This window comes from Bacillus sp. FSL M7-0003, assembly GCF_038628485.1.
GTDB classification, from domain to species: domain Bacteria; phylum Bacillota; class Bacilli; order Bacillales; family Bacillaceae; genus Bacillus; species Bacillus safensis.
Map to the genome: position 1 here is coordinate 1,965,685 of NZ_CP152024.1, position 24,850 is coordinate 1,990,534.

The 24,850-nt window shown below is 41.1% G+C and carries 32 protein-coding genes; 10 read left to right on the forward strand and 22 right to left on the reverse strand.

The annotated features are described in order from the left end of the window. Positions 1–391: 391 nt before the first annotated feature. Positions 392–1,018, reverse strand: a complete 627-nt coding sequence (gene cdaS, locus MHI23_RS09840; protein WP_024422691.1) for a sporulation-specific diadenylate cyclase CdaS — start codon at positions 1,016–1,018, stop codon at positions 392–394. An 82-nt stretch (positions 1,019–1,100) separates the two neighbouring features. Here cdaS and MHI23_RS09845 point away from each other — a divergent pair, with 82 nt between their 5' ends. Both MHI23_RS09845 and MHI23_RS09850 read left to right on the forward strand, forming a co-directional pair. Further along, on the forward strand, positions 1,101–1,226 hold the full coding sequence (locus tag MHI23_RS09845; protein ID WP_008359993.1) for a hypothetical protein: 126 nt from the start codon (positions 1,101–1,103) through the stop codon (positions 1,224–1,226). 59 nt (positions 1,227–1,285) lie between these two features. Further along, positions 1,286–2,647 carry an MATE family efflux transporter gene (locus MHI23_RS09850; protein ID WP_125587062.1) on the forward strand — a complete coding sequence of 454 codons (1,362 nt, stop codon included), beginning with the start codon at positions 1,286–1,288 and terminating at the stop codon, positions 2,645–2,647. A 45-nt stretch (positions 2,648–2,692) separates the two neighbouring features. Here MHI23_RS09850 and bshB2 read toward each other — a convergent pair whose 3' ends face one another. From bshB2 to rarD, 4 genes are all read right to left on the reverse strand, one after another. Next, positions 2,693–3,358 carry a bacillithiol biosynthesis deacetylase BshB2 gene (gene bshB2 / locus MHI23_RS09855; protein WP_024422693.1) on the reverse strand — a complete coding sequence of 222 codons (666 nt, stop codon included), beginning with the start codon at positions 3,356–3,358 and terminating at the stop codon, positions 2,693–2,695. Between the two features lie 18 nt (positions 3,359–3,376). Then, positions 3,377–3,727, reverse strand: coding sequence for a YojF family protein (locus MHI23_RS09860; RefSeq protein WP_008359999.1), 351 nt, complete (start codon positions 3,725–3,727; stop codon positions 3,377–3,379). Continuing rightward, positions 3,724–4,005, reverse strand: a complete 282-nt coding sequence (locus MHI23_RS09865; RefSeq protein ID WP_024428326.1) for a hypothetical protein — start codon at positions 4,003–4,005, stop codon at positions 3,724–3,726. The genes MHI23_RS09860 and MHI23_RS09865 overlap by 4 nt, the downstream gene beginning before the upstream one ends. Before the next feature lie 78 nt (positions 4,006–4,083). Then, positions 4,084–4,995, reverse strand: coding sequence for an EamA family transporter RarD (rarD, locus tag MHI23_RS09870; RefSeq protein WP_029705997.1), 912 nt, complete (start codon positions 4,993–4,995; stop codon positions 4,084–4,086). Positions 4,996–5,081: 86 nt separating this feature from the next. Between rarD and MHI23_RS09875 the strand changes: the two genes are divergently transcribed. After that, the gene (locus MHI23_RS09875; RefSeq protein ID WP_087975895.1) at positions 5,082–5,555 is read left to right on the forward strand and encodes an Hsp20/alpha crystallin family protein; all 474 of its coding nucleotides are present in this window, start codon (positions 5,082–5,084) and stop codon (positions 5,553–5,555) included. Positions 5,556–5,596: 41 nt separating this feature from the next. Here MHI23_RS09875 and MHI23_RS09880 read toward each other — a convergent pair whose 3' ends face one another. Continuing rightward, the gene (locus MHI23_RS09880; protein WP_024422697.1) at positions 5,597–5,815 is read right to left on the reverse strand and encodes a hypothetical protein; all 219 of its coding nucleotides are present in this window, start codon (positions 5,813–5,815) and stop codon (positions 5,597–5,599) included. 75 nt (positions 5,816–5,890) lie between these two features. Next, positions 5,891–6,223: a winged helix-turn-helix transcriptional regulator gene (locus tag MHI23_RS09885; protein ID WP_041109504.1), complete on the reverse strand. Its 333-nt coding sequence runs from the start codon at positions 6,221–6,223 to the stop codon at positions 5,891–5,893. A gap of 138 nt (positions 6,224–6,361) precedes the next feature. Here MHI23_RS09885 and MHI23_RS09890 point away from each other — a divergent pair, with 138 nt between their 5' ends. The 3 genes from MHI23_RS09890 (at position 6,362) to MHI23_RS09900 (ending at position 8,914) form a co-directional block, all read left to right on the forward strand. After that, on the forward strand, positions 6,362–6,979 hold the full coding sequence (locus tag MHI23_RS09890) for a nitroreductase family protein (protein ID WP_024428323.1): 618 nt from the start codon (positions 6,362–6,364) through the stop codon (positions 6,977–6,979). A gap of 238 nt (positions 6,980–7,217) precedes the next feature. Beyond that, the gene (locus MHI23_RS09895; protein WP_024422700.1) at positions 7,218–7,421 is read left to right on the forward strand and encodes a DUF3311 domain-containing protein; all 204 of its coding nucleotides are present in this window, start codon (positions 7,218–7,220) and stop codon (positions 7,419–7,421) included. Further along, positions 7,421–8,914, forward strand: a complete 1,494-nt coding sequence (locus tag MHI23_RS09900; protein ID WP_076841073.1) for a sodium:solute symporter — start codon at positions 7,421–7,423, stop codon at positions 8,912–8,914. Before MHI23_RS09895 ends, MHI23_RS09900 begins: the two co-directional genes overlap by 1 nt. A 62-nt stretch (positions 8,915–8,976) precedes the next feature. Here MHI23_RS09900 and MHI23_RS09905 read toward each other — a convergent pair. Further along, positions 8,977–10,127, reverse strand: a protein-coding gene (locus MHI23_RS09905) for an IS3 family transposase (protein ID WP_098677243.1) whose coding sequence is annotated in 2 segments (ribosomal slippage) — positions 8,977–9,854 and positions 9,854–10,127 — 1,152 coding nt in all. Because the reading frame shifts where the segments join, the coding sequence is not laid out codon by codon here. 116 nt (positions 10,128–10,243) lie between these two features. Then, positions 10,244–11,629, reverse strand: a complete 1,386-nt coding sequence (locus tag MHI23_RS09910) for a S41 family peptidase (RefSeq protein ID WP_024428321.1) — start codon at positions 11,627–11,629, stop codon at positions 10,244–10,246. 150 nt (positions 11,630–11,779) lie between these two features. Between MHI23_RS09910 and MHI23_RS09915 the strand changes: the two genes are divergently transcribed. Together MHI23_RS09915 and MHI23_RS09920 are read left to right on the forward strand one after the other, a co-directional pair. Beyond that, positions 11,780–12,478 carry a methyltransferase domain-containing protein gene (locus MHI23_RS09915; protein WP_342491935.1) on the forward strand — a complete coding sequence of 233 codons (699 nt, stop codon included), beginning with the start codon at positions 11,780–11,782 and terminating at the stop codon, positions 12,476–12,478. Between the two features lie 92 nt (positions 12,479–12,570). Then, positions 12,571–12,822 carry a hypothetical protein gene (locus MHI23_RS09920; protein WP_024422704.1) on the forward strand — a complete coding sequence of 84 codons (252 nt, stop codon included), beginning with the start codon at positions 12,571–12,573 and terminating at the stop codon, positions 12,820–12,822. Between the two features lie 50 nt (positions 12,823–12,872). On the opposite strand, the gene MHI23_RS09925 is transcribed toward MHI23_RS09920, so the two are convergent. The 12 genes from MHI23_RS09925 to cgeC form a co-directional block, all read right to left on the reverse strand. Beyond that, entirely contained in the window at positions 12,873–13,703 is an 831-nt protein-coding gene (locus tag MHI23_RS09925; protein WP_024422705.1) for a M15 family metallopeptidase, read from the reverse strand. Positions 13,704–13,771: 68 nt separating this feature from the next. Continuing rightward, on the reverse strand, positions 13,772–14,467 hold the full coding sequence (gene deoD, locus MHI23_RS09930; RefSeq protein WP_041109512.1) for a purine-nucleoside phosphorylase: 696 nt from the start codon (positions 14,465–14,467) through the stop codon (positions 13,772–13,774). Between the two features lie 112 nt (positions 14,468–14,579). Beyond that, complete coding sequence (locus MHI23_RS09935; protein WP_024422706.1) at positions 14,580–14,897, reverse strand: hypothetical protein; 318 nt, start codon at positions 14,895–14,897, stop codon at positions 14,580–14,582. 54 nt (positions 14,898–14,951) lie between these two features. Beyond that, positions 14,952–15,560, reverse strand: coding sequence for a phosphatase PAP2 family protein (locus tag MHI23_RS09940; protein ID WP_041109514.1), 609 nt, complete (start codon positions 15,558–15,560; stop codon positions 14,952–14,954). 50 nt (positions 15,561–15,610) lie between these two features. Further along, the gene (locus tag MHI23_RS09945; RefSeq protein ID WP_065214722.1) at positions 15,611–15,781 is read right to left on the reverse strand and encodes a YozD family protein; all 171 of its coding nucleotides are present in this window, start codon (positions 15,779–15,781) and stop codon (positions 15,611–15,613) included. 250 nt (positions 15,782–16,031) lie between these two features. Beyond that, positions 16,032–16,712, reverse strand: a complete 681-nt coding sequence (locus tag MHI23_RS09950) for a hypothetical protein (RefSeq protein ID WP_024422708.1) — start codon at positions 16,710–16,712, stop codon at positions 16,032–16,034. A 142-nt stretch (positions 16,713–16,854) separates the two neighbouring features. Next, the gene (locus tag MHI23_RS09955) at positions 16,855–17,079 is read right to left on the reverse strand and encodes a YozE family protein (RefSeq protein ID WP_024422709.1); all 225 of its coding nucleotides are present in this window, start codon (positions 17,077–17,079) and stop codon (positions 16,855–16,857) included. A gap of 79 nt (positions 17,080–17,158) precedes the next feature. Further along, positions 17,159–17,440, reverse strand: a complete 282-nt coding sequence (locus MHI23_RS09960) for a YokU family protein (protein ID WP_024422710.1) — start codon at positions 17,438–17,440, stop codon at positions 17,159–17,161. 2 nt (positions 17,441–17,442) lie between these two features. Then, on the reverse strand, positions 17,443–18,843 hold the full coding sequence (ablA, locus tag MHI23_RS09965) for a lysine 2,3-aminomutase (RefSeq protein ID WP_041109515.1): 1,401 nt from the start codon (positions 18,841–18,843) through the stop codon (positions 17,443–17,445). A gap of 118 nt (positions 18,844–18,961) precedes the next feature. Further along, the gene (locus MHI23_RS09970; RefSeq protein ID WP_076841077.1) at positions 18,962–20,338 is read right to left on the reverse strand and encodes a sigma 54-interacting transcriptional regulator; all 1,377 of its coding nucleotides are present in this window, start codon (positions 20,336–20,338) and stop codon (positions 18,962–18,964) included. Positions 20,339–20,484: 146 nt separating this feature from the next. Next, positions 20,485–21,780: a glycosyltransferase family 2 protein gene (locus MHI23_RS09975; protein ID WP_342491936.1), complete on the reverse strand. Its 1,296-nt coding sequence runs from the start codon at positions 21,778–21,780 to the stop codon at positions 20,485–20,487. Between the two features lie 17 nt (positions 21,781–21,797). Continuing rightward, positions 21,798–22,118 carry a spore maturation protein CgeC gene (gene cgeC, locus MHI23_RS09980; protein WP_024422713.1) on the reverse strand — a complete coding sequence of 107 codons (321 nt, stop codon included), beginning with the start codon at positions 22,116–22,118 and terminating at the stop codon, positions 21,798–21,800. Between the two features lie 206 nt (positions 22,119–22,324). On the opposite strand from cgeC, the gene MHI23_RS09985 reads away from it, so the two are divergent. Then, entirely contained in the window at positions 22,325–22,726 is a 402-nt protein-coding gene (locus MHI23_RS09985; RefSeq protein ID WP_041109522.1) for a hypothetical protein, read from the forward strand. A gap of 15 nt (positions 22,727–22,741) precedes the next feature. Next, positions 22,742–23,704, forward strand: coding sequence for a DUF3880 domain-containing protein (locus tag MHI23_RS09990; protein ID WP_025093111.1), 963 nt, complete (start codon positions 22,742–22,744; stop codon positions 23,702–23,704). A 229-nt stretch (positions 23,705–23,933) separates the two neighbouring features. Here MHI23_RS09990 and MHI23_RS09995 read toward each other — a convergent pair whose 3' ends face one another. Then, positions 23,934–24,656: an acylneuraminate cytidylyltransferase gene (locus MHI23_RS09995; RefSeq protein ID WP_342491937.1), complete on the reverse strand. Its 723-nt coding sequence runs from the start codon at positions 24,654–24,656 to the stop codon at positions 23,934–23,936. Positions 24,657–24,850 lie beyond the last annotated feature (194 nt).

Sequence of the window (24,850 nt, forward strand, 5' to 3'; positions counted from 1 at the left end):
CTTTCGTGATTTTGTCCATTAAGACGTATGTACTAGTTTTTGAGTTTAGCATTTAATGGTTCTGCTTCTCTTGCACTATTTTATCTTTATTTCTATTATATTACTCGACATGAAGACGTTGGGCAATAACAAATAGGCTAAAGCAGCCAACTCAAAATGCTAAAAAACAAAGCCATATCGTTTCTATCGGCTGTTTGTTGTATTTATAAACATTTTTTAAGGAATTTTTAAGTTGACGTTTAGAAATTTGTCAAAACAAGCACACTGCTAGTTTCATAGTTCTATTCTACATGACAAATTTTTCTGTATCAAATGACTTTTTACTTAATTGGTCGATTTTTCTCCGCAAATAAAAAAGCATCCTTCCGAATGAAGAATGCAGCGTTCGTTTTTATTTTCTTATTTCCGGATCTTTTACGGTAAGCGGGTAAAGCACGCCTTCTTTCGCAAACGACATTTTTCCCGTTTCTTCTGATACGACAAGAACAAGTGCATCTGTCATACCAGAGAGTCCGATCGCTGCCCTGTGCCTTGTGCCAAGCGAAGGACTCACTTTTTTCGATGTAAGCGGCAGCACATTTGCAGCAGAAACAAGTGTATTTTCTTTGACTAAAAGAGCACCGTCATGCAGTGGATTTCCCGGGTAGAAAATGCTTTCTATTAAGGAAGCGCTAATTTTCGCATGAAGGTTTGTCCCTTTTTGAATAAAATCCTCAACCTCATCGCGTCTTTGGATCACAATGAGTGCTCCATGCTTTTGTTTTGATAAATTCTCAATGGCTAAAGAAAATTGAGCAAATCCTGGTGTGAATTCTTCCATATACGCTTGTAGATAAAACGACGAGGCCTCTGCATGCATTTCATTAAACTGATCATGCAATGCTTCGAGATCACAAAGTAAACACTGCTCTGTTTCATCAAGAGAATCAATGATGTCACTAGCATCCTTCATAATGTTCATTAAATGTGTTCTCATCCCGGCTTTAAATATCACTTCTTCGTTCGTCCGATGGATCATCTGATCTTTTCCCTCCTTCTTTCGCTTGTTGTTATAAAATAGCAAATTGTGCACATTCTATTTGTATGGAGGTGAGCTTAATATGACCATTCAGAAAATCATCCAATATGCTTGCAGCATTTTAGGTGTTGTCAGTCTTTCTTTTATTTATGCCCAAATGTTTAAAAAAACGAAGCCATCTAAGAAAAATAATCCGACGGAGAATTGATTTTTTTACATAGCATGATATAATTCCTCTCGTTATTTCTGTTCAGAGAGGAACTTATGATGAGAGAAACGAATAGCATTCGAGCAAAGCTGACACTATTTTTAACCATTTTGATTCCGATTTTAATCACCCAAGCAGGTCTTTCGCTTATTACCTTTTTAGATACGGTGATGTCTGGAAAAGTGAGTGCAGAAGACCTTGCGGGTGTTGCAATCGGTTCTAGTATTTGGACACCTGTTTATACGGGACTTGCCGGGATTTTGATGGCCGTTACTCCGATTGTGGCTCAGCTGATGGGCGCTGGGCATAAAGATGATGTTCCCCGGGCTGTCTTTCAGGCGATTTATTTATCCTTTCTTTTAAGTATCGCTGTGATTGTCATTGGTACGATCAGCGTTCCTTACATACTAGGAGGACTTGGACTCGAGCACTCTGTAGAGGATATTGCCCGGCATTTTCTCAGCTTTCTTGCTTTTGGCATCATTCCGCTGTTTGGTTATTCGGTGCTAAGGTCATTTATTGATGCATTAGGGAAAACACGTGTGACAATGTTCATCACGCTCACAGCACTTCCTATTAACTTTGTTTTAAATTACGTATTGATTTTTGGGAATTTTGGCTTTCCAAAGCTTGGGGGCGCGGGTGCCGGTCTTGCATCTGCAATGACGTACTGGGCGATTTTCATCATGAGTATTTGTATTGTCATTAAAGCAGAACCATTTGCCTCATTTCGTTTGTTTCAAAAACTGCCTCGAATGAATATCTCCCGTATAGGGCAAATACTGAAAATTGGCCTTCCTATCGGGTTTGCGATCTTTTTTGAAACGAGTATCTTTGCAGCAGTGACGCTATTAATGGGGCACTTTGATACCATTACTATCGCCAGTCACCAAGCAGCGATGAACTTTGCTTCTATTCTTTATATTTTACCGCTTAGTATCTCAATGGCATTAACGATCGTTGTTGGGTTTGAAGCGGGGGCTAAGAGGTATAAAGACGCGCAAAGCTACAGCTATATCGGCATTGGAACGGCGGTATTATTCTCATTATGTACGGCGGCCCTCATCTTGCTATTCAGACCAGAGATCGCTGGTTTATATACAGCTGAATCAGCTGTTTTACAAATGACACAGCACTTTTTGATTTACGCGATCTTTTTCCAGCTGTCAGATGCGATTGCTGCACCCATTCAAGGGGCTCTGCGCGGCTATAAAGATGTGAATTATACGCTGATTGCTGCTTTTGTCTCTTACTGGGTCATCGGTCTTCCTGCCGGTTATCTCATTGGCACATATACCTCCTTTGGGGCGTTTGGTTATTGGATCGGACTGATTGCCGGGCTTGCCGCAGGCGCCATCGTCCTCTTTATCCGTCTCAGATTGATTCAAAAACGTCAACTCAGGTATGTATCGAATCACTAAATACAACACAAAAAAGCAGCTGACATAGATCAGCTGCTTTTTTGTTTAGTCATTCCATTGATACGTCCAAAAAATTTCTTCATCAAACCATTTTTGGACAACTGGTTCTTTGTTTTTCAGCTTTTGTTCAAGCTCTCTCAGCATGCCCTCTGTTTGCGTTCTATGCGCTCTCAGTGCATTTAATTTGATATCTGCCACATCTGTAATATCAATCACAATATCCGCATGTCCAAGCACTTCTTCTCTATTCTTCGTAATGGCCATGCAGTATGTGACAGGACGGTCTTCTTTTTTCTTGCGGTATAGAGCACGAATCACAGCTTCACCTGTCGCATCATGATCAGGATGTACACCGTGTCCTGGATAAAACGTCACAATGAGTGTAGGTTTGACTTCATCAATGATGGTTTCCATCACATCTGCCAAATACTCGTCGTCTTCAAATTCCAATGTTTTATCACGCAGTCCAAGCATACGTAAGTCTGTGATATCCATTTCTTTGCAGGCATTGATTAGTTCCTGTTTTCTTAATTCAGGAAGTGTTTCACGGTTAGCATATGTTGGGCTTCCCATATTTCTGCCCATTTCCCCAAGTGTCCCGCATGCATATGTGACGGGAATTCCACGTTTTCTGCTTTGTGCAATGAGACCAGCAACCCCAAAGGATTCATCATCGGGGTGAGGCAGCATCACTAGTACATGTTCGTTCATGACTTGTCACCCTTTCTTCTACACCTGAAATGGTGTTTCACTAATTTGTAATGAGATCGCTAGTTTGCCGTCTGGCAAGTGTCCAGCTAATAGCAGGCGGCCTTGGTCATCAAACACATAATCGGTTAATCCTTCTGCGTAAATCCAGCCATCTTCTGTTTTCATTCCAACACGGTATGGACCTTGTCCTTTTATTTTCGCCTGTGAATAGACGACTTTCGCGTTGCGGATATACGCAACAACCGTCATATTTTGTTCATTTACATGAGCTGAATAAGAACCAGTTGTCGTTTCAAGATGAACGAAGACTGGACGATTTAAAAACGATTCAAGATGTGCTGTGACATCTTCCGTTTGAATTGGTTTCATGAGTGGTTCCTTCCTTCATTTTGAATTAATTCTCGCAGCTTTTTCGTATGTAAGCTGATCAGCTGCAGCTGATGATCATGCTTAAGCTCACTTTCTAAAATTCTCTCCACAGCAAGCACATACTTTTGGTGTAATGATTTCCTTGCCCGCGGATGTGTTCGTGCATCAAGTAAATCATCACATATGGCCTCGTGTAAAGAAGACATATCATCAACATCAAGCTGACGATTTTTCCATAAAGATTGATAGGCGGCTGCAAGCTCATGAGCTGACGACATATGATCACCTCTACAGTTTTGGTAACAACTTATTATGACATGATCCGCCTGCAAAAAAAAGCAAACTGCTCGATTGGCTTAATGAGAATTCGCTGTTTTTTTCATGCGTAATTGAGAGGTGGTAAACAGTAAAATCGCCACCCAAATACAAAGGAACGTCACAATTTTAGCTGCGGATAAGTGTTCGTGATAGACAAACAGCCCTAAAAACAGCGTAATTGTCGGTGCAATGTATTGCAAAATGCCCACTTGATAAAGTGGAATTCTTTTTGCGCCTTCTGAGAATAAAAGAAGCGGCACGGCTGTAAAAACGCCTGCAAAAAATAAGAGACCGAGCGACCCGAAGCTGTTAGGATTCATAGTCACAACAGGTTCTTTTAAGAAAAATAATAAGTACACAAGTGCAGCCGGTGCGAGAAGCAGCGTTTCAATCGTCAAACCAATCGCGCTCGTGAAGCTCATCCTTTTTTTGATCAAACCATAAAAGCCGAAGCTAAGGGCTAATAAGAAAGCAACGACAGGAAATGACCCGTATTGAACTGTTGAAAGGATCACCCCAAATGCGGCAATGAGGATGGCAATGGTTTGCCATTTATTTAGTCGTTCTTTTAAGAAAATAATGCCTAATAGAACGGATACAAGCGGATTAATATAGTACCCTAAACTTGCTTCTAGCATAAGACCATGATTGACTGCCCAAATGTAAACATACCAGTTGACCGAAATTAAAATAGCAGATAAAAGTAATGAAAAAAATGCTTTACCATCCAGTATGAGTCCCTTCACTGTCTGCATTGCTGGGCGGACTTGTTTTAAATACAAAAGAATACCGCACATAAACACAAATGACCATAAAATTCTGTGCGCTAAAATTTCGCCTGACGAAATATGCTCCATCAGCTTCCAATATAACGGGAATAAACCCCAGAGAGTAAAAGATGCTGCCGTGTAGAGAACACCTTTTGATTGCTGTTCGTTCAATGTAACCATCCCTTTCTAAATCTAACGTATATTATAGCACGCACGCAGGCGAATGGGCATATACTAATTCAGGGCATTTAGAAAGGATGATTCGCATGTTCGACTGGAACCGATTATTCCCTTTTCAAAAGCAGTTCTCAAAAGAAGCCTTAAAGAATTCAGATCCTAAAGACGTTGAGCAGTATGTCAATCAAGTCATGGAAAGTGTATTCGGCTCCAATTATCCTGCTCAGTTCCCATTTCAGGACCCCCTTTCTCAAAATCAAAAAACGAGAGAAAGTGATGCCGAAAAAGAAAAAGAGCCAGAAGTCGAAGTGTTCGAGACGACTGATCATGTGTTTGTCAAAATTGAACTTGCTCGTCCGAACACAGAAAAAGTCAAAATCAAACATACAGCCAATCTGCTGTTTATTGATCATTTTCCTGAAGAAGGGACGCAGAAGAAAGTCGTCCTCCCTGCTGCTGTGAAACGAAAAGGAACGAAGGCGTCGTATCAAGATGGTATATTGGAAATTATGTTTTTAAAGCATGATGATCCAGGAATTTCTGAAATTGATATTCCATTATAAAAAGCCTGCTTTAAGAACGGAAGCAGGCTTACTCTTTTTTCTTAATAATATGGTGGATATCCGCCGCCATAAGGTGGTGGAGCAGGCGGTGGTGGTGGCGGGTAATATGGACGGGGATAATTAAAAATCGCACTTCCTAGAAATCCGCCAAGCAGTCCGCCGACTAAAGGAGCGCCAAAACCAAAAAACAAAGGGACTCTGGATTCATATGGCGGAATGCCAGGGGCGCCGCCTCGAAAATACGGAGTATGAGGGTACATGCATTTCTCCTCCTTTGTCATGTGCCTAACATCAGCATATTCATCAGGAGTCAAAATGTTTGGGCAAACCCGAAACTAGGCTTGCTCCTTTTTCCCGTGTGAGTCTGTATACTCCCCTGCCCACCGAGATACCTCATGAAACACATCATGTAACGCATTCCCTTTTTCAGTTAAACTGTAAATGACTTTGACAGGCGTCTCAGGCAGGACGGTCCGCTCTATAATCCCTTCTTGCTCGAGCTCTTTTAAACGCTCTGCGAGCATTTTTTGACTGATCGACGGGATCGTGTCTGAGAGGTCTTTAAAACGCTTTGGTCCATCAAGCAATACATGTATAATGAGACCGTTCCACCTTTTGCCTAGGAGTAAAAAAGCTTGCTGAATGTGTGGACATAATTGGAATTCCATAAATTTCAGCCTTTCTTTTCATGATTGTTTGACAAACTAACGGTGTACAATTTAAAATAACTCTAGTTACAATAAGTAAGTTTCTCACTTTTTAGTTATTGTACCATATTATTTGCAAAAACGGGAGGAAATATCCATATGGCGACCGATCAAAAAACAATTGACATCTTAAAACAAAGAGCTTCAGTAAAAGAGTATGATACTTCTCATGAAATGACAAAAGAAGAGTTAACAGAGCTTCTTGAAATCACAACAAAAGCACCATCTGCTTGGAACCTTCAGCATTGGCATTTCACTGTTTTCCATAGTGCTGAAGCAAAAGCAAAATTACTTCCAATCGCTTACAACCAAAAGCAAGTATCACAGGCATCAGCTGTTATTGCAGTTCTAGGTGACCTTGAAGCTAACCAAAATGGCGAAAAAATCTACAGTGAGCTGGCAGAACAAGGCTTCATTACAGAAGACATTAAAGAAACATTGATGACTCAAATCAATGGCGCATACCAAAGCGAGCAATATGCACGCGAAGCAGCGTATTCAAATGCTTCATTAGCTGCTATGCAATTAATGATTGCGGCAAAAGCAATGGGCTATGATACATGTGCAATGGGTGGTTTCAGTAAAGACGCGTACATCAAAGAATTCAATGTAAGCGGCCGCTACGAGCCGGTTATGCTGATTTCAGTTGGTAAAGCAGCGAAAGAAGCTCATAAAAGCAACCGTTTCGACATCGAAGAAGTTTCTGATTTCCTTTAAAAATTGGCAAAGCCTCAGCCTTTATGCTGGGGCTTTTTTATTGGCTTTAAATATTATTTCTACATACTTTCTTTCACCTTCCCCCTCTTTACAACTTCACTCTTTCTCCTTTTTCAAGAATGAAAGCGTTATATTAGTATGATATTCACTAAAATGATTGTTTTTTCTGAAAATGGTCTTGTGATCTAATCTGACAACTGCTATTATTATGAAATTACAAAATATTCAGGAGGAAATCATGAACAAAAAATTGATGCTGGCACTACTAATCGCGATTCCATTCATCGGACAGCTCGCATTGCTGCCTTTTGCGAACCGCATTCATCCATTTGTCATCGGCCTGCCCTTTTTCCACTTCTGGCTCTTGCTATGGATTGTACTCACACCAATTTGCACATTTATCATTTATAAGATGCAACATTCAAATGGAGGAACTGACTAATGCAAGGAAATTTAACAGCTTTATTGATTACTGCAAGTATTATTTTCATCGTCGTGGTCATCGGATTTGCCGCTGGTCGTGACAAATCATCAAGACAGTCAGTAGAAGAATGGTCTGTCGGCGGAAGAAAATTTGGCGGACTGCTCGTCTGGTTCCTCGTTGGCGCAGACTTATATACAGCTTATACCTTTTTAGGGCTTACAAGTACAGCCTATACAGCTGGAAGCGTCGCTTTTTTCGCTATTCCTTATTCAGTCCTAGCTTATTTTATTGCTTATTTCTTTTTACCGAAACTATGGACGGTTGCGAAAAATCACAACCTTACAACACTTGCCGATTATGCACGTGAGCGGTTTGACAGCAAGCTGTTATCCAGTTTGATTGCGATTGTTGGAGTACTTATGCTGATTCCTTATATTTGTCTTCAGCTGAGCGGAATTCAAGATACGTTAACTGTCGCTGGAACGAATTATATTAATGTGAATGCAGTAGTTATTATATCGTTTATTTTAGTCGCACTTTATACATTTTTTAGTGGTATTAAAGGTCCTACATATACAGCCATTATTAAGGATATTCTCGTTTGGGTGATCATGCTGTTTATGGTCGTTTCACTGCCAATTATTCATTTTAACGGCTGGACACCGATGATGAACACGTTAGCCAAAGAAGCCCCTCAGCTTCTAACGATCCCTGAAGGCGGTCCTAAGGGCATTTTATGGTTCATTACTGCTTCAGGCGTTTCTGCTCTAGCTTTGTTTATGTGGGCACACGCAGCAACTGGGGTTTTTACAGCCAAAAGCGCAGATGCCATCCGTAAAAACAGCATGTTTTTGCCTCTTTATAATATTGTATTGATTTTGGTCATCTTCCTTGGATTTATTGCTTTTTTAGTCTTACCAGAAGATACAAATCCAAGATTTGCTCTTCTTCATTTAATTCAAACATCATATGGCGGCGTGATGCAGGGGCTCGCTTATTCAACGATTGCACTGGCTTCCCTCATTCCATGCTCCATCATGGCCATTGGCGCATCAAATTTATTTGCCAATAATTTATACCGTGACTTAATTCATCCGAATGTGTCACCTAAAAGATTGACCATCATTACACGTTCGATGGTGTTTATCGTCATCGGACTCGCTCTTTTATTCGGGATGCTGTTCCCAACTGCACTTGTCACGCTTCAGCTCATTGGTGTTTCAGGAATGGTTCAAATCTTCCCAGCTATTGCCATCAGCTTGTTCTGGAAAAAACAATCGAGAGAAGCAACGATTGCCGGGTTAGTCATTGGAATCATCGTTACCTTTACAGCGAATATCTCACAAGTCACGTTCGGCCTTTATGAAGGTTTTCTTGGTTTACTAGCAAACGTCGTCGTTATCTTGATCTTGAATCCATTCTTCCAAAAGAAGGTCACATCCAATTCTGTCATGAATGATCTATTTGAAAAGGATGATGAAAAAACAGAAGTGATCACAAACGAAGTGTAAGGATAAGAAAAAGCAGTCCCCTGGGACTGACCCCCGTTTTTGAGACAGGGATCAAAACACCTTTATACAGCCAATTGCCGATAGTTGATCGGTGATTGGTTGTTTAGTTTTGTTTGAATACGAATGTTGTTATAATAATAAATGTATTCTTTGACAGTGCGTTCTACAATGTTGGTTGTAGTTCGATCAATGCTGTTAAGATAGAACGTTTCAGACTTTAGCGAGGAATGAAACGATTCGATGGAGGCATTATCAGCGGGCGTCCCTTTACGGGACATGCTCATGGTAATGCCTTTTATATGAACAGCTTTCTGATACTCGTAAGATGTATACACAGAACCTTGGTCGCTATGTAACACACAGTTTTCAGGCAGTGCTGGGAGCTGATCAAGTGTGTTTAAAATAAAGTCTGTGTCCTGCTTATCACCAATCGTAAACGCAATTACTTCTCCATTATATAAATCCAATATACTGGAAAGGTACAATTGTTTCTGTCCATAAGGCAAATACGTGATGTCCGTTACTAGTTTTTCAAGAGGGCGATCAGATTGAAAGTTCCGATCCAGTATATTACCGGCCACGGCATAGGGCTGCCCATTCTTCTTACGCTTTTTCATTTTAACCCGGCACTGCCACTGGTTTTTCTGCATGATACGTTGAACAGTTTTATGGTTAATATGCATCCTCATTTTTAGTATGGCTGTGATTTTTCGATATCCATATCGATACTTGTGCTCTCGGCACAACGTGCCGATTTGTTCCTCTAGTTGTTTTTTAGAATGATTCTGAGTCAGATCTTTTTTCCATCTATAGTACGAAGCGCGTGAGACGCCTAAATGGACACAGATGTCCTGTACTGTCATTGTTTTGCACAATTCTTCTACCAGTTTGATTGACGTTTCCTTATCAACTTCCTTTCCAATTCGTTGTACTTTTTTAAAACTTCATTCTGTTGACTCAGATAGCGATTTTCTGCCTGCAGTCTCTCTAATTCGGAAGAGTACTCGGGACCCTTTCTATGGGTATATTGTTTTCCAACAGGCTGTTCGAACCGGTGTGTATCCCCAGCCTTATGCCACCTCACCCATGTCTGAACCTGCGTTTTATTTTTGATATTCAATTCCCGCAAAATCTCTTTCATTGATACGCCTGCCAATCTCATTTCTACAGCCTTCTGTTTGACTTCAACCGGATAACTCACTCTTGTCCCCATAGAAAAAACACCTCCATGTTTTATTTCGGATTACAACGATCCGTTTTCAAACTTGAAGGTGTTTTTTATTTGTCTCATCTTATGGGGTCAGTCCCCCTGATGAGGACTGCTTTTTTTTATTTCATTTCTTTTTTCAAGACTTCAATGGCTTTTTTCATTTGTGTATCGTTGTTCTTTAGCTTATCTTGGATCTTTGTCATCAGAACGGTCGTTGTATCTCCTGTCAGAATACCGTCTGCCTTGAGATCGTTGTCTGTTTGGAAGTTTTTGACGATAGACTGGAATGCTTGATCGTACTCACCGTTTGCTTTTGCTTTGTAGCCAAGCGCTTGGAACATTTTTTGAGCTGCTTTGACTTCATCTCCATTGTCATTTAGCTCATATGATTTTTTCGGGCTTAAGTACGGCAGCTTTGCATAACTTGGGAGAGCTGCTTTCACCTGTGGTTCGATACCTTTTTTGTGAATCCAAGAACCGTCTGGTGTCAGCCATTTTGCAATGGTTAACTTGACACTAGAACCATCATTATAGTTTTGCGCATTTTGAACAGTTCCTTTGCCAAACGTCTTTTCACCCACAATTTGAATGCCTGAAGATTGGTGCAGAGCCGCCGCCATGATTTCAGCAGCGCTGGCTGAACCGCCATTTACAAGGACAACTGCCGGCTGATGGACTTTGCGTTCTTTTTCAGCCTTGTACACTTGTTTCTTCCCTTTTTCTTCAACCTGCATGATGACTTTCCCTTTATCAATAAAGTCATTGCTCATTTCAATGGCTTCTGTCATGATGCCGCCTGGATTATCTCTCAGGTCAATGACAAAACCTTTTGCCCCTTTTTTCTCAAGGTCATCAATTGCTTTATCCAGCTCTTTCGATGTGGTTTCAGCAAAGGACGTAATTTGGATTTCTCCTATTTTGTCTTTTGTGAGTTTTGCATACACCGTTTCAAGCGGAATCGTGTCTCTTGTGATGGTCACATCTACATTGCCGACTCCTTGACGGTTAAGATGCAGCTTAACATCCGTTCCTTTTTTCCCTCTAATGAGAGAGACTGCTTTATTGACCGACATTCCTTTGGTGCTTTTTCCATCCACTTTTAAAATATGATCATGAGGTTTCAAACCAGCTTTTTCAGCAGGAGAGCCTTTAATCGGCGCGACAATTAAAATTTGTCCATCCTTCTCTTCAACTTGTGCACCAATTCCTTCAAATGAAGAAGAAATGGTATTGTTAAATCCTTCGGCTTCCTCCTGATCCATATATGTAGAGTATGGATCATCAAGTGATGCAATCATTCCTTGGATCGCACCATCTACTAGTTTTTGATCATCCGTTTTTTCGTAATACTCATCCTTTACCTTCGTATACGCAGCCATGAGTTTACTAAACTTCTCGTCTCCTGAGACGCTGACAGCACCTTGTTTTGTGATCACAAATGTAATCGCTGAGGACAGTGCAGCAGTCACGAGAATGGCTACCACGAACTTCATTTGTTTTTTCAAAAAAACACCACCTTTATCTCCTTTCATTATTATCAAGGACGAGGCTTCATCCGTCAACCAAAGGATCAACTTCTATTTGAAAAGATAAGCCATTTGCCCCTCTATTGCATAATCTTTAGAGAGGAACAGGATAAGGAAAGAAGGGATTATATGAGTGATTATGTAGAAATGCTTGCTTATTTTGGCGTATCAGGTGCCCATCCTGGCGGAATTGAGTTAACAAAAACGATGATTGAGCATATAAAACTGCCGCCTCATGCACGAATACTGGACGCTGGATGCGGTACAGGACAGACCGCCGCCTATTTGGGAAATATAGGTTATCAGGTGGAGGCCATTGATACGCATCCATTGATGATTGAAAAGGCGAACCTGCGATTCAAACGGGAGGAACTGCCGGTCCGTGCTTTAGAGGCATCCATTGAGCAGCTGCCCTTTCCAGATCAAGCGTTCTCTTTACTCATCAGTGAATCTGTTTTAAGCTTTACCAAACTGCCTGATGCACTAGCTGAAATCCAACGTGTGCTTGCTCCTGGCAGTCAACTGATTGCAAATGAAGCTGTGTTAAAAGCCCCTCTTACGCCTGAAGAGCTGGCAGCTGTTCGAAATTTTTACGGCTTTCACTCGCTCTTGTCGCTTGAAGAATGGAAGGAGCAGTTAACAGCAGCAGGCTTCCGTGACATTCAGATTCTTTCATTCGATGAACATATGGTGCAGGAGGAACCGACAGAGATGGAATTATCTGAACACATACCGCCTTCTCTTTACGAGACACTGCAAACACACTACGATCTCATTCAAGCACACCGAAAGCAGCTAAGCCACATTTTATTTGAATGTACCGTATAAAATGAGCGAATCTCCTATATGTTTTGTCCAAACTCTATGAAGTCTCTCGCATAGGATAAGAGTGAAAAGAGTTTGTCATAAGGAGGAAAAACATGGAGCGCTACTACAAGCTTTGTCAGCAGCACATGGGGAAAGTCGCTAGAATTACTGACCGTAATGGCAGAGTACACGTCGGACGCATTGAGCGTGTGACAAACCGCAAAGTTTATATTCGCCCAGTCGGCGGGTCTCGCGGAGGCTTTGGCTTTGGCTATTGGGGCGGATATTATGGCTGGGGTGCAGCGTATGGCATCGGCCTCGGTTTCATTACCGGCTTCGCATTAGCAGGATTGTTCTTTTTTTAAAAGAAGAATAAGAGAAGGCCTCCCGAATAGCTGGGAGGCCTTTAACTTGTTTAGATTTTCTTTACTTTGTTCATGTATTCTTCAAATGTTAAATCATGATCATGCATCGCTTTTGCGGCTTCTTTTCCCACATAGCGCAGATGCCACGGCTCATATTCGTATTTCGTAATGTCTTCTTTTCCTTTTGGATAACGGATGATAAAGCCATATTTATAGGCGTTTTTAGCCACCCATTTGCCATCTGGTGTTTCACCAAACTTTTCAGAGATCTCAAAACCGGCACTTTTTGAGGAAATGTCCATGGCTAAACCTGTTTGATGTTCACTTTCGCCTGGTAAAGCGACTGCTTCTTGTGCTTTTTCTTTGCCTTTTAATTTGACCTCACTATCAAAAATGACTTTTTGACGGTCATAGGAGCGATAGCCAGATACTGCAGCAAGCTCGAAGTTTTCCTTTTTTGCACCTTTGAATAACTTCTCAAGCGCTTCCGCTGCTTCTTTGCGGATATATCGCTTTTCAATATCTTCCGAAAAAGAGAATTCTACTTTTGGTACAACGAGATCAGAAGGTTTATAGGTTCCTGGTAATGCATATTCTTTGTTGACAAGTGCTAGCACATTTTCAGGATTTTGAATGGTTTTCAGACCGCTCACAACCTTGATGTCATTGAAATATTCACTCTTTAACGTCAGCTCTTGATTCGATGAATCTGCCTTATCGTTTGAGTTGTGCTGGGGAGATGAACTTGCTGCGTTTTTTTGTTCGTTTGTTTTGTTTGATTCAGATGTACCGCTTTTTTGATCCAGCAACTGGCAGCCTGATAGCGCGGCTGTCAAACCAAGAATCGATGCGATTGAGAGTATTTTGTAGCTTTTCTTCATGACATACCTTCCTTTTGCTCTTCTAAAAAAATAAAGATGCGCTACATTGTAGCACACCCTTTATACTATTATAAAACGGAGTCTAGCGCAATTAAGATCATTTCATCAAACGTTGTTTGACGCTCTTCAGCCGTTGTTTCTTCTCCTGTTAGAACGTGATCACTCACAGTCAAAATTGATAACGCTTTTCGATCAAATTTTGCTGCAAGAGAATAAAGAGCGGTTGTCTCCATTTCGATCGCTAGGATACCATATTGAGCCATGAGCTCAAGTGGTTTTTCATTATAAAATTGGTCTGCTGTAAATACATTTCCGACACGTACAGCGACATTTTTTTCTTGAGCCGTGTCGTAGGCTTTCTTGAGCAGGCCAAAATCAGCGCATGGCGCATAATCAATCGGTCCAAAAGCGACACGATTCATTTGTGAATCTGTTGATGATGTCTGGGCTAAAATGACGTCACGTACATTGACATCTCTTTTGATGGCTCCACAAGATCCAACGCGAATTAAGTTTTGAACATCATAGCTTTGAATGAGTTCATTCACATAAATTGAAATAGACGGTACGCCCATTCCAGTGCCCTGTACAGAAACACGTTTTCCTTTATAGGTTCCAGTATAGCCATACATTCCGCGCACTTCGTTATAGCACTCAACATCTTCTAAATATGTATCTGCAATATATTTCGCACGAAGCGGATCGCCTGGCAGCAATACCGTTTCTGCAATTTGTCCTTTTTCTGCTCCAATATGTACACTCATTTTTTAGCCTCCACTTACGTTTACTATGTATTTTATCCTATTTATTATAAACGATCGAGCTTAAAAAAGAAAATACCAGCTGGATCTCAAGCTGGCATCATTCATTATCTATTTAACCTATCGTCATTAGTCGTTCACTGCGTTTCCACCCTGCCGGAGAGAGCTGATAATAGCACTTCCCCTTTTTCTTATCATCAATCACAACAATATCACCTGTTGTGATAAACCGCGCATTGTAATCATTAGGGACTGTATCATGTACATTAAATGTCGAGAATGCTTTTTCCAGTACATCAAGGTGTGTTCTGCCGCCAATCTTTGTCCGGTACACAGGCTGATGCCCGCTTGCAGCGCCATATTCAGGTGTCTGATAAATGGTTAAGTGAAATGCTGAAGGTTTCTTTTGAAAAAATCTCAACGTCAATTGCATTCAAATCCCTCCCCTTTTATATAAAATTGGCTGGGATCTGTCAATTTCCTTCTTCTATTTTTGTCGAATGACAGGCAATCTTTCGTCAATCTTTTTACAAATGAGAAATAAAGCGAGTCCTATCGCAAAGCCTCCTGCAACATCTGTCAAATAATGCACCCCGATATACATCCGGCTGATGCCGATGGCCAGAACGCAAAGCCCTGTGATCAAATAGACGATTTTTTGTCTTTCTTTCAGCCATGGGATCATTTCAACTAATAGATAAGCAATAAAAGGGTAGATGGTGGCTGCATTCATCGAATGTCCGCTCGGAAAGCTATAATACGTTTCACCTACAAGGTGATCAAAGGCCGGACGCTCTCTAGCAAACAGCCCCTTTAATTCATGATTGATTGTTTTTTCTGTGAGATATAGTAGAAAAAGCATCATGATAGAGTAGTAGCGCTTATACATAAACAAGACCACACTAAAAATGAGCATGATTGGAACGAGCAGCGCGCTGATGCCAAAGTCCGTCAAAGCCAGCATGACATCATTTAAAAAAGGGAGTCTGATGCTTTCAAACCATAAGATAATCTGGTTGTCCAAATCTTGAAAAGCCCCAGATGCCATGAGCGCAGCAATGGCGCCAAATAAAATGAAAAGAAATAGGATGTACACGTGAAGGATTCCCCTCCCTCTCTCTTCAGAATCTCTTCAAAGTATAGTGCCTACCACGCCTCTTCTTCAACTATCATTGCTTTTTTCAGCATATATTCAAATGTAATGTCAGCCAGCTCAAATGTTTCAAGCTCAGCAGGTATGTACCCTCTTTTGATCAGCTCCACGTAGAAGAACTCCGCAATTTCCTCTGTATCAATCACCAAATCTGCTTCCTTCATTGCATTCCGCCTCCTTTTTTATGATGTATGAACGCCGGCTGTTTTTTATTACAGTTTGTCATAATGGCTCATTCCATACATATAAATGCAGTAAACAAAAAGAAAAGGGGCTTGAAAGAATGAAGTGGTTAAGCATATTAGATGGAGAAACTTTTGATCAGGTGATGGGCCGTATCTTGAGGGGATGGTTTTATGTGATTGCATTTTTCTGTGTGCCTTATTTTTTATTCGTATTAGGACAAGTCTTTCTTTAACCAAAATGTTCGTGTAAACTTTCCAAAATAAAATCCATCATATCCTTATATTCTGGATCTTTGAAAAATTCATAGAGAATTTTATAATCGTTATAAATATCAAGAAGCTCATCCACTATAGATACAGCCAGAAATTCAAGTGAAGATTCGCTTTCTTGTTTCTCTTCTAGCTGCAATAAAGCCGTTTGGACCATATCTTCTTCTAACTCTTTTGAGGTTTCTCCGACGTAATGCACAAAAAGAAGCTGATGAACAAACTGGTCCATCTCATATTTTCTTAGGACAAGCGTTAGATCTTCCTCTTCTGTTTCCAGCCACTCTCCGTCTTTCAGCCTCGTGAGTTCGTAAATGACATCTTCCCAGCCATCTTCAAGGTAACGCCAAATTTCAGTCCGATGACCGATGATTTTAAATAGCTCTTTTCCGTAATCTTTTACATATACAACATCGCCAATGAGGAACTCATATTCAATGTCCAGCTTTTCTGTATCGACAATCACTCCACTATACTCATCGTAAAGCTGAAGTGATGTTTCAAAATAAAGCACCTCATTATGATTGACCTCATATAAATAGTGCTGGTCAATTTGATGGACTTTTGTAATCGTTCCGACTGTGCCGTACATGACAACGACGACAATATCCCCTACTTGATATTTTGGTGCTTTCGCCTTCATTCTGTCTCCCCCTTGCCCGACTTTTGGTCTTAACGTATCGTATGCCGGCGCAAGGAATTCTGCATGGGCAACCACACCATGCAAAACGCCATTTTATTTCTCATGAAAAAACCGCTTCTCCATTCGGATAAGCGGTTGTGTGTTATTTTTTTTTGACTTCTACTTCGTATTGCTCAAACGCTTCGTCAAATGTTGTCATTGAGCTTAAATAATCACCATTTAATTCTAAATAAGCGCACAGCTCATGATAATCTGTGGAAGCTTTAGGAAAGCTGTGATCCTCATACGCAGCATTTGCAAAATGGCTGATTTCATCTTTCGGTTTTGGATGTCTGAACTTCATTAAATAATGGTAAAACGACTTCACCTGTTTTTCCCTCCGCGACACACTATTTTGTTGTTATATTATACAGCAATTTGATGACTTGTATAGGCGGAGGTACAACTTATGATGAAAAGTCAAAGTAATTTCGCTTTAATAACCGCTCCATGCTCATTAATTCTTCGTAGGAGATTTTTTCTGGAAGTTTTGTCTGATCCACTAAAATTAATTGATCTTCAATCTCTTTGACCGTCTCATCCTTTTGATAGATCATCCCGCAGTGCGTGCAGGAAATGGACGGCGTTTCGATGATTTCAATTGATTGTGTGCCCGTGATCAGTTCCCAATAGACTGTTGTCTGCTCCGCATTTGCTTTGTTTTCCTCACACCAATCACATGTCAGCAAGGCTATTTCTCCTCCTTTACGGTTTGTTCTTTTTTGAGCTGCGCTTGATATTTCTTCTCTTTTAATTCGTCTCGTTTTTCACGTTTGTTTTTAAGTGTGTCATGCTCAGGATTTGTCTCATATGCTTCTCTACGTTTCATTCGGCTTAAATTCTCAGGCGTAAACGATCTCGCTTCATCCTCAAATAGTGCGGTAATACCAATTGCCGATTCTTGTTTCTCTTCATAAATTTCATTAAAATACGCATCTGCCTGGCCTGCGACGTAATGCTCTGGTTCTGGATAAGAGGTGATGACACCTTCAAAGTTACGAAGGACGACTTTGTCAGGGCTTTGCGATAATAAATAATTTGGCTGTAAGGCAATTTTCCCTCCGCCTCCTGGCGCATCGACAACAAAGCTTGGTACTGCATAACCGCTCGTATGTCCTCTTAAGCCTTCAATGATTTCAAGCCCTTTTGATACCGGCGTTCTAAAGTGGCCAATGCCCTCAGATAAATCACATTGATAAATATAATATGGTCTGACCCGAATCTTCACAAGATCGTGCATCAGCTTCTTCATAATCGGCACACTGTCGTTAATACCTGCAAGGATGACAGCCTGATTCCCTACAGGAACGCCGGCATTCACAAGACGTTCGCACGCTTCTTTTGCTTCTTTTGTGATTTCAATACTTGTATTGAAATGGGTGTTCAGCCAAACTGGGTGATATTTTTTCAAAATCTCGCACAGCTCATCTGTAATACGTTGCGGAAAGACAACCGGCGCGCGGGTTCCAATCCGAATGATCTCAACGTGTGGAATATCTCGTAAGTTTTTCAAAATGTATTCAAGCACTTGATCATTGATTAACAGCCCATCTCCGCCAGAAATTAACACGTCCCGCACCTCAGGTGTTTCTCTAATATATCCAATTGCAGCATCTAACTGCTTTTTCGGCACACCCATACCAATCTGGCCGGAAAAACGTCTTCTCGTACAATAACGGCAGTACATGGAGCACTGATTTGTCACAAGAAACAGCACACGATCTGGATATCGGTGCGTAAGCCCCGGGACAGGTGAGTCCTCATCTTCATGCAGCGGGTCTTCCAGATCATATTTTGTTTTATGAAGCTCTTCTGCAATTGGCACAGATTGCATACGTATTGGACATCTTGGATCGTCTGGATTCATCAGTGAGGCATAGTAGGGTGTAATGTTGAGTGGAATGGTTTTGGTGGAAATCTTCACCCCTTCTCGTTCCTCTTCTGTTAAGTTTACGATTTTTTCTAAATCCTCAAGCGTTTTCACGGTATGCGTCAGCTGCCAAATCCAGTCGTTCCACTTTTCCTCAGGTACATCCTTCCAAAGCTCAATGTCCTTCCAGTGACGTGCCGGTTCATACAATTTCTGATTCATATCCATTCCCCCTATCAGCATTCACTTTATACTATGCAAGTTATGTGCCAACATGGGAAAATGCCCCTATTCTTTACAAAAGGAGCTTTTACCCGTCATATTCAATTGGATGTTGTGCCTATATTTCGGCATCTGCATATTTCTTTAATTTATATTGCAGCGTTTGTCGAGGGATTTTTAAAGCAGCGGCGGTTTTTTTAATATTTCCATGATGCTGATGTAAAGCTTCTTGAATCAATGTTTGTTCAAATGAAGACACTTGATTTTTTAAGGAGGATTCAGATGTATCTTTTTCCAGCTTTTGCTCACGTAAATGAGCCGGAAGGTATAGAGGGATGATCTCTTCCGCTTCCTTTGGCATCATCAACACGGCATGCTCTATCGTATGTTTTAATTCTCTGACATTCCCAGGCCAGTGGTGCACCATAAACAATCGTTCCGTTTCTTCAGAAAGGCGTGTGACGTTTTTTGAAAACTGCTGATGATAGGTTTGAATAAAGTGGCGGGATAGCAGCGTGATATCTTGCTTTCTTTCACGAAGCGGCGGGATATGAAAAGATGATACATGCAGTCTATAAAATAAATCTTCTCTTAAAATTTGCTTTTTCACTGCTTCGAATGGGTCCATATTGAGCGCAGTAATGAGCCGAACATCCACTTGAATGGACTTTGCGTCACCGATCCGGCGGACAACGCCATCCTCTAACACCCGTAATAATTTCGTCTGCAGCGTGAGCGGCATCGCTTGCAGCTCATCAAGAAAAAGTGTGCCCCCATCAGCTAATTCGAAAAGTCCCTTGCGATCAAGTGCACCAGTATAGCTCCCTTTGACAGATCCGAACAATAAACTTTCAAGTAATGATTCTGGGAGTGCTGCGCAGTTTTGCGGAATGAACACTTGATTTTTCCGGTCAGATTCATGGACAATGGCTTGAACGAGCACTTCTTTTCCTGTCCCTGTTTCCCCGTAGACAACAACTGATGATGGATAAGCAGCTGCTTTTTTTGCCCTTTCAAGCATTTCTTTTAAAAGCGGATCATTTGTTAAAAATGAAGCAAAATCATGCATTTGTACGGCCTCAGCCGCGTCCTGTGTTCGCTTTTTTTGCCCTAACCGATTGGAAAGAGCCGACAGCTTTGATACATCTTTTGCAACTTCGACCGCGCCTATTAACTTGTTATCTTCGATAATAGGCAATGTCGTGTTCACGGTTTCAATTTTTTCTCCATTTTTATTCAAATAGGTTTGCAGTGAATGATAAATGGGCTTTCCTGTTCGCAACACATGCATGAGCGTACTTGTTTTTTCAGTTAAAGAGGGATACACATCAAGGATGTACTTGCCAATCACCTCTTCTTTTTGTAAACAGTCAAATTTAGCGGCATTATGATTGTAAAAAATCGTCATCCCTCGATCATCTACAACGTGAATGGCTTCATCAATGGCTTCTAAAATCAATTCAAACCAATCTGCTCTTTCGACAACCTTCCCCATTCTTTCCCCCTCACTTTCAGTGCCAAAAAACCGGCATCAATTGCCGAGTTTTCAGCGGCTTGATCATTTCTAAAAGGTTCCTGTCCTTTTCATGTTTCGCTTTTTCCTTTCTACTTCCTGCAATCATTGCGAAAAAAGCACCCCTCTTATGAGGAGTGCTTTCGTCCGGATGTTTGATAAAGAGACATATCGAATTCTTGCAGCGATTCCCTATACAGCGGCACAATCGGCTTTCCTTCCTGAAAAAACGTAAATTGGGATGGGTACAGCTTAATCGGCTGATGATAAAAAGCAAATCGCTTCACGATCTCAGGATCAATTCGGCAAAAGGTATGATGCACAAGTAAATAAACTTCTTGTTTCCATTTAAACAGGCGCCTGTTTGGCGGACTGAAAACCGGAGAAGCTTGAATGATGCTGCCATCCTCAAATGCCTGGAGCTGATCATTTGAAATCGTATAGATCTCCTTTGGATGAAACTGAAAATATTGCACGTCACGTTTTGAAGCAAACCGTCTTTTTTTCTGATCTTCAATATAAAAGAACGTTTTCCCATTATCTGCGGTGACAACTGTATAATTGGGTACTGCCAGCTTCTCTTTCATTTCATATTTCATCTCACATAACAGCGGAACACGGATCGCACGCCTGTTCTTTTCATTGATCCAGCGTTTTTCAATTCCATGAAGTTTCCCGTCTGCGATTTGATAATAATCTCCTTCTTTTTCAATGACCGTTCCGTCAATTAAATCATACGGCATACTCGAAAACAGATGATGAAAGGAATGAGGCGTTTTATACGTTGTATCCAGTACATCTTTTAATGGAAAAAACGCAGCGAAATGATTCAGCCTCATCCAAAATACAGAATCTGCATGATGCCAGTGCTTTGGCTCATCATCCCAATATTGTCCGTATTTTTCATGGATCAGTGGAAGCAAGCAGCTTCTGTGCATGACCGAACAATGGTCCACTTGAAAGGACGCATGCTCTAAGATTTGATCTGCTTCTCGAATAAAACTCATCGTTTCCACTAAATGCTGATCAACATGCACGACCCGCTGCGAGGAATACAAAATATCTATGTGAGGCTTCGACCGAAAAACATCCACCATTTTAAGCAAACGATCTTTATGGTACACAGTATCATCGGTTAAATAACAAATGAGCTCACCTGTTATACGGGTTAATGCTTCATTAATAAGCGTCGCATATCGTGCGGTTAACAGCCGTTTTGCCGGATGAACTGTGTGCGAATACAGCTGAATGCGTTCATCACTTAAATAGGGCTGGATCTTTTGAATGGTGCCCTCTTCTGAGCCATCATCCATAATCAAAAGCTCCCAATGCGGATACGTTTGATCTACCATACTCTTTAGCACACGATCAATGAAATCTGGTTTATTGTAGCTTGTTAAAATCACCGATACTTTCATGATCATTATCCTTTTTGATTAGATTAAAAAGCCCCCCAGCTGACAATGTTCACATAAGGAACACTCACTCTTAGCTGATTTGTCGCGTTTTTAAAGACTGCAACCGTATCAAACAATTGCACGACAACCACGTTTTGAAGTACATCTCCATTGACTAAATGAACACGCGGCACTGGAATGCCAAGCTCAAGCCATGGACGAAGTAATTCTTTGATGTCTGACACATTCTCTTCCCCACTTTCTTCTAAAAGACGAAGAAGAAGTAAAATCAAGATGACTTCAAGCACTCCTTCCGACTCTAGTAATTCTTCGTTCCAACCATCTAATAATTGTTCAAATTCCATTCATAATCCCTCTCTCTTCACATTTAATCTTTACTAGAGTATGAGCGTCACTTCATTTAGCCTCAGCATTTGAAAACATTTTTAAAAATGTGTGAAGTGATTAAATGAAAAAAAGATCAGGAATCAGCGTTCTGCTTATGCCAAAAAAAATGAACGGCATATACATAGGGGTGAGTTTGAATTGATGAAGAAAGGATGGGGAAAAAATGAGCGAAAAGCGTGCTGAATTAAAAAAGGAACTATTGAAAGTGTTTTTCAAACCAATTACTCGTGCATTAACAGCTAATCTCGAAGAAGGAGGAGTTCAAATGGAAGAAAAATTGAACGATTTATTAAGTGAAGTGGCAGCTGAGGCATCACCTTCAGATTCTGCTACAACACTCGATGTATCTCAGCCAGCAAGATGGATCTTTGCAAGACTTGCACCAGGAACAGTCATTAGCATTGTCACTGACTCAGGAGATTTAATTGGGCCAGTTCAATTTGTATCATTCGATGCTTCAACAGGTGTTGTATTTGTTACACAAGAAAGCTCTGTCACACCTACAGGCTCAGCAACGACTCTATTAGATGTAGATAAAGTTGAAAGTGTTACATTCACATCTTAATGTGAGAGGATCATCATGAAGCTTCTTTATATCAGTTCTGGCTACGGCGGAATCTATCACATGTTTGATCAATGGGTAGAAGAAAGCTTCATTGATTCCCCCTTTTCATGTGTAAAGATTGATAGAGAATCTCTACCCACTAACATGCACAAAATCCGGACATTTTCTCCGGATTTTGTTTTGATGATGATCGGTGATCATGTTCCGGAAGATGTGCTTCATCAATTCAAACAAGAAAAAATCCCGATTGTTCTTTGGATGACAGAAGATCCCTTTTATACAGATGTGTCAGCTGCTTGCGCACATGAAGCTCAGCTTATATTAACGATTGATGAAGGGGTTTTGCCATTTTATAAACAATTAGGCGCTCTAAATACGCACTACTTTCCCATTCCGGCAAATACACGTGTCTTTCAGAAAAATGAATCGCCAGAAGAGATGTGCGCGTATGACATTGCTCTCATTGGCTACCCTTATCCCAACCGCATCAAAGCCATTGATACACTCTTGCAGCAAAACAAATGGCGTATTCTCGTTGCAGGAAAGGAATGGCACCGTCACTTAAATAAATCACGGAGACATTATCGTGATTTCACACTGATAATGAATTGGCTGAGTCCTCAGCAAATGGCGGACATCTATCAGCAGACAGCAATTGTCCTGAATCCGCATAGGCCGGCTCAATTTGCGTATAACAAAAACAAAGCCATGATTCAAAATATGAGCCTCAATAACAGAGCATTTGACATTGCTGCAACTGGAAGTTTTCAATTGACGGATCTACATCCACCGCCTGCTTTTTCAAGCTTTGCTTTTTACAAAGATGAGGATGATTTGATAAAACAGGTGGAATACTATGGATCAAATGCAGGTGAAAGAAAGGCGGCCGCACTGAACAACTATGAGCAAGCCGTTCGCTGGAATACATTTGATACGATGCCACAAAGGCTTTATGACATTGTAAAAAGCGCCCTATAACTGGGCGCTTTCAAATTGTTGACAAAGGGCTAAAATGTTCTTGATTTTAGCCCTTTGTCTTCTTTTCAGCGTGATAGAAAACCTTTGCAGTGTAGGAAGGGCGAGTACCGGAGCGGAGCGAATTTGACATTCGTGAGCACCGGAGCGCAGACCTGACACCGAATGCGAGGGTTTGTCTACACGCTGAAAGCGCCCTATGACTGGGCGCTTTTTCTCGTTGCATGCCAGCTTATGCATGATCTTCCGCATCTCGGCGAGCTAATAAGATTTTCTCTGCCTCTTTCCGATCTGCCTCCTGTTTCACCACAAGTGACCGCGTGTGATCCATCATATATGCTCCGACAGATCCTTCTAAAAAGGAATGAATGCATTCTTTGGCATAATGAGCATGAAAAGCATATATCGCACCATTTAGCCGGCCATACGTATATGGCTGCTCATGCTTTGGCATGAAAAAGTAATGATTGTCCTTATATAAAGTAGCTTCATTGTTTTCATGCAGTGTCCAAGTTTCATTTGGGTTTTCTAACGCCTCTGTAAAAGATGCGGTGCAGTCATATCCCCCTTCCACTAAAAGCTGCAAGCACTTCTCGATATCTGCCGGCTGTCTTAGAGGAGACGATGGATGCAGATACAGCACAATATCAAAGGTTTTTCCCTCCCGCTCTAAATAAGCAAGCGCATGCTTCACAGCTAACAGTGACGGCGTTTGTTCTGTTACATGTGTGCTTGGCAGTTCAATCACATTTGCTCCGTAGTGAGATGAAATGATTTGCGTATTGACATCCTCTGAGGAGACGATGACTTCATCTAATTCAATCATTTGCAGTAACGGCTGAATGGTCCAATAGATAAGCGGCCTCTCAGCCAATATGCGTATGTGTTCATCATGCCGGCCGTCGTGACTTCTAAATGCAGGTATCATGGCTAAAATACGATTTCCCCTATACATGTCTTCTCTTCTCCCCTCGCGCACAGCTCCCTACAATTTTCTTCTCTGCCCGAGCTGACCGCAGTACTGAAGTATTCAGGTCTCTCGTTTTTCTAGTTGATCTCTTATCTCTCCATATTCTATTAAGACGACAAGCAGATGGTTATAATTTGTTCACCTAATTTATACATGAAGTGGTTCTTTTCCTCAAACGA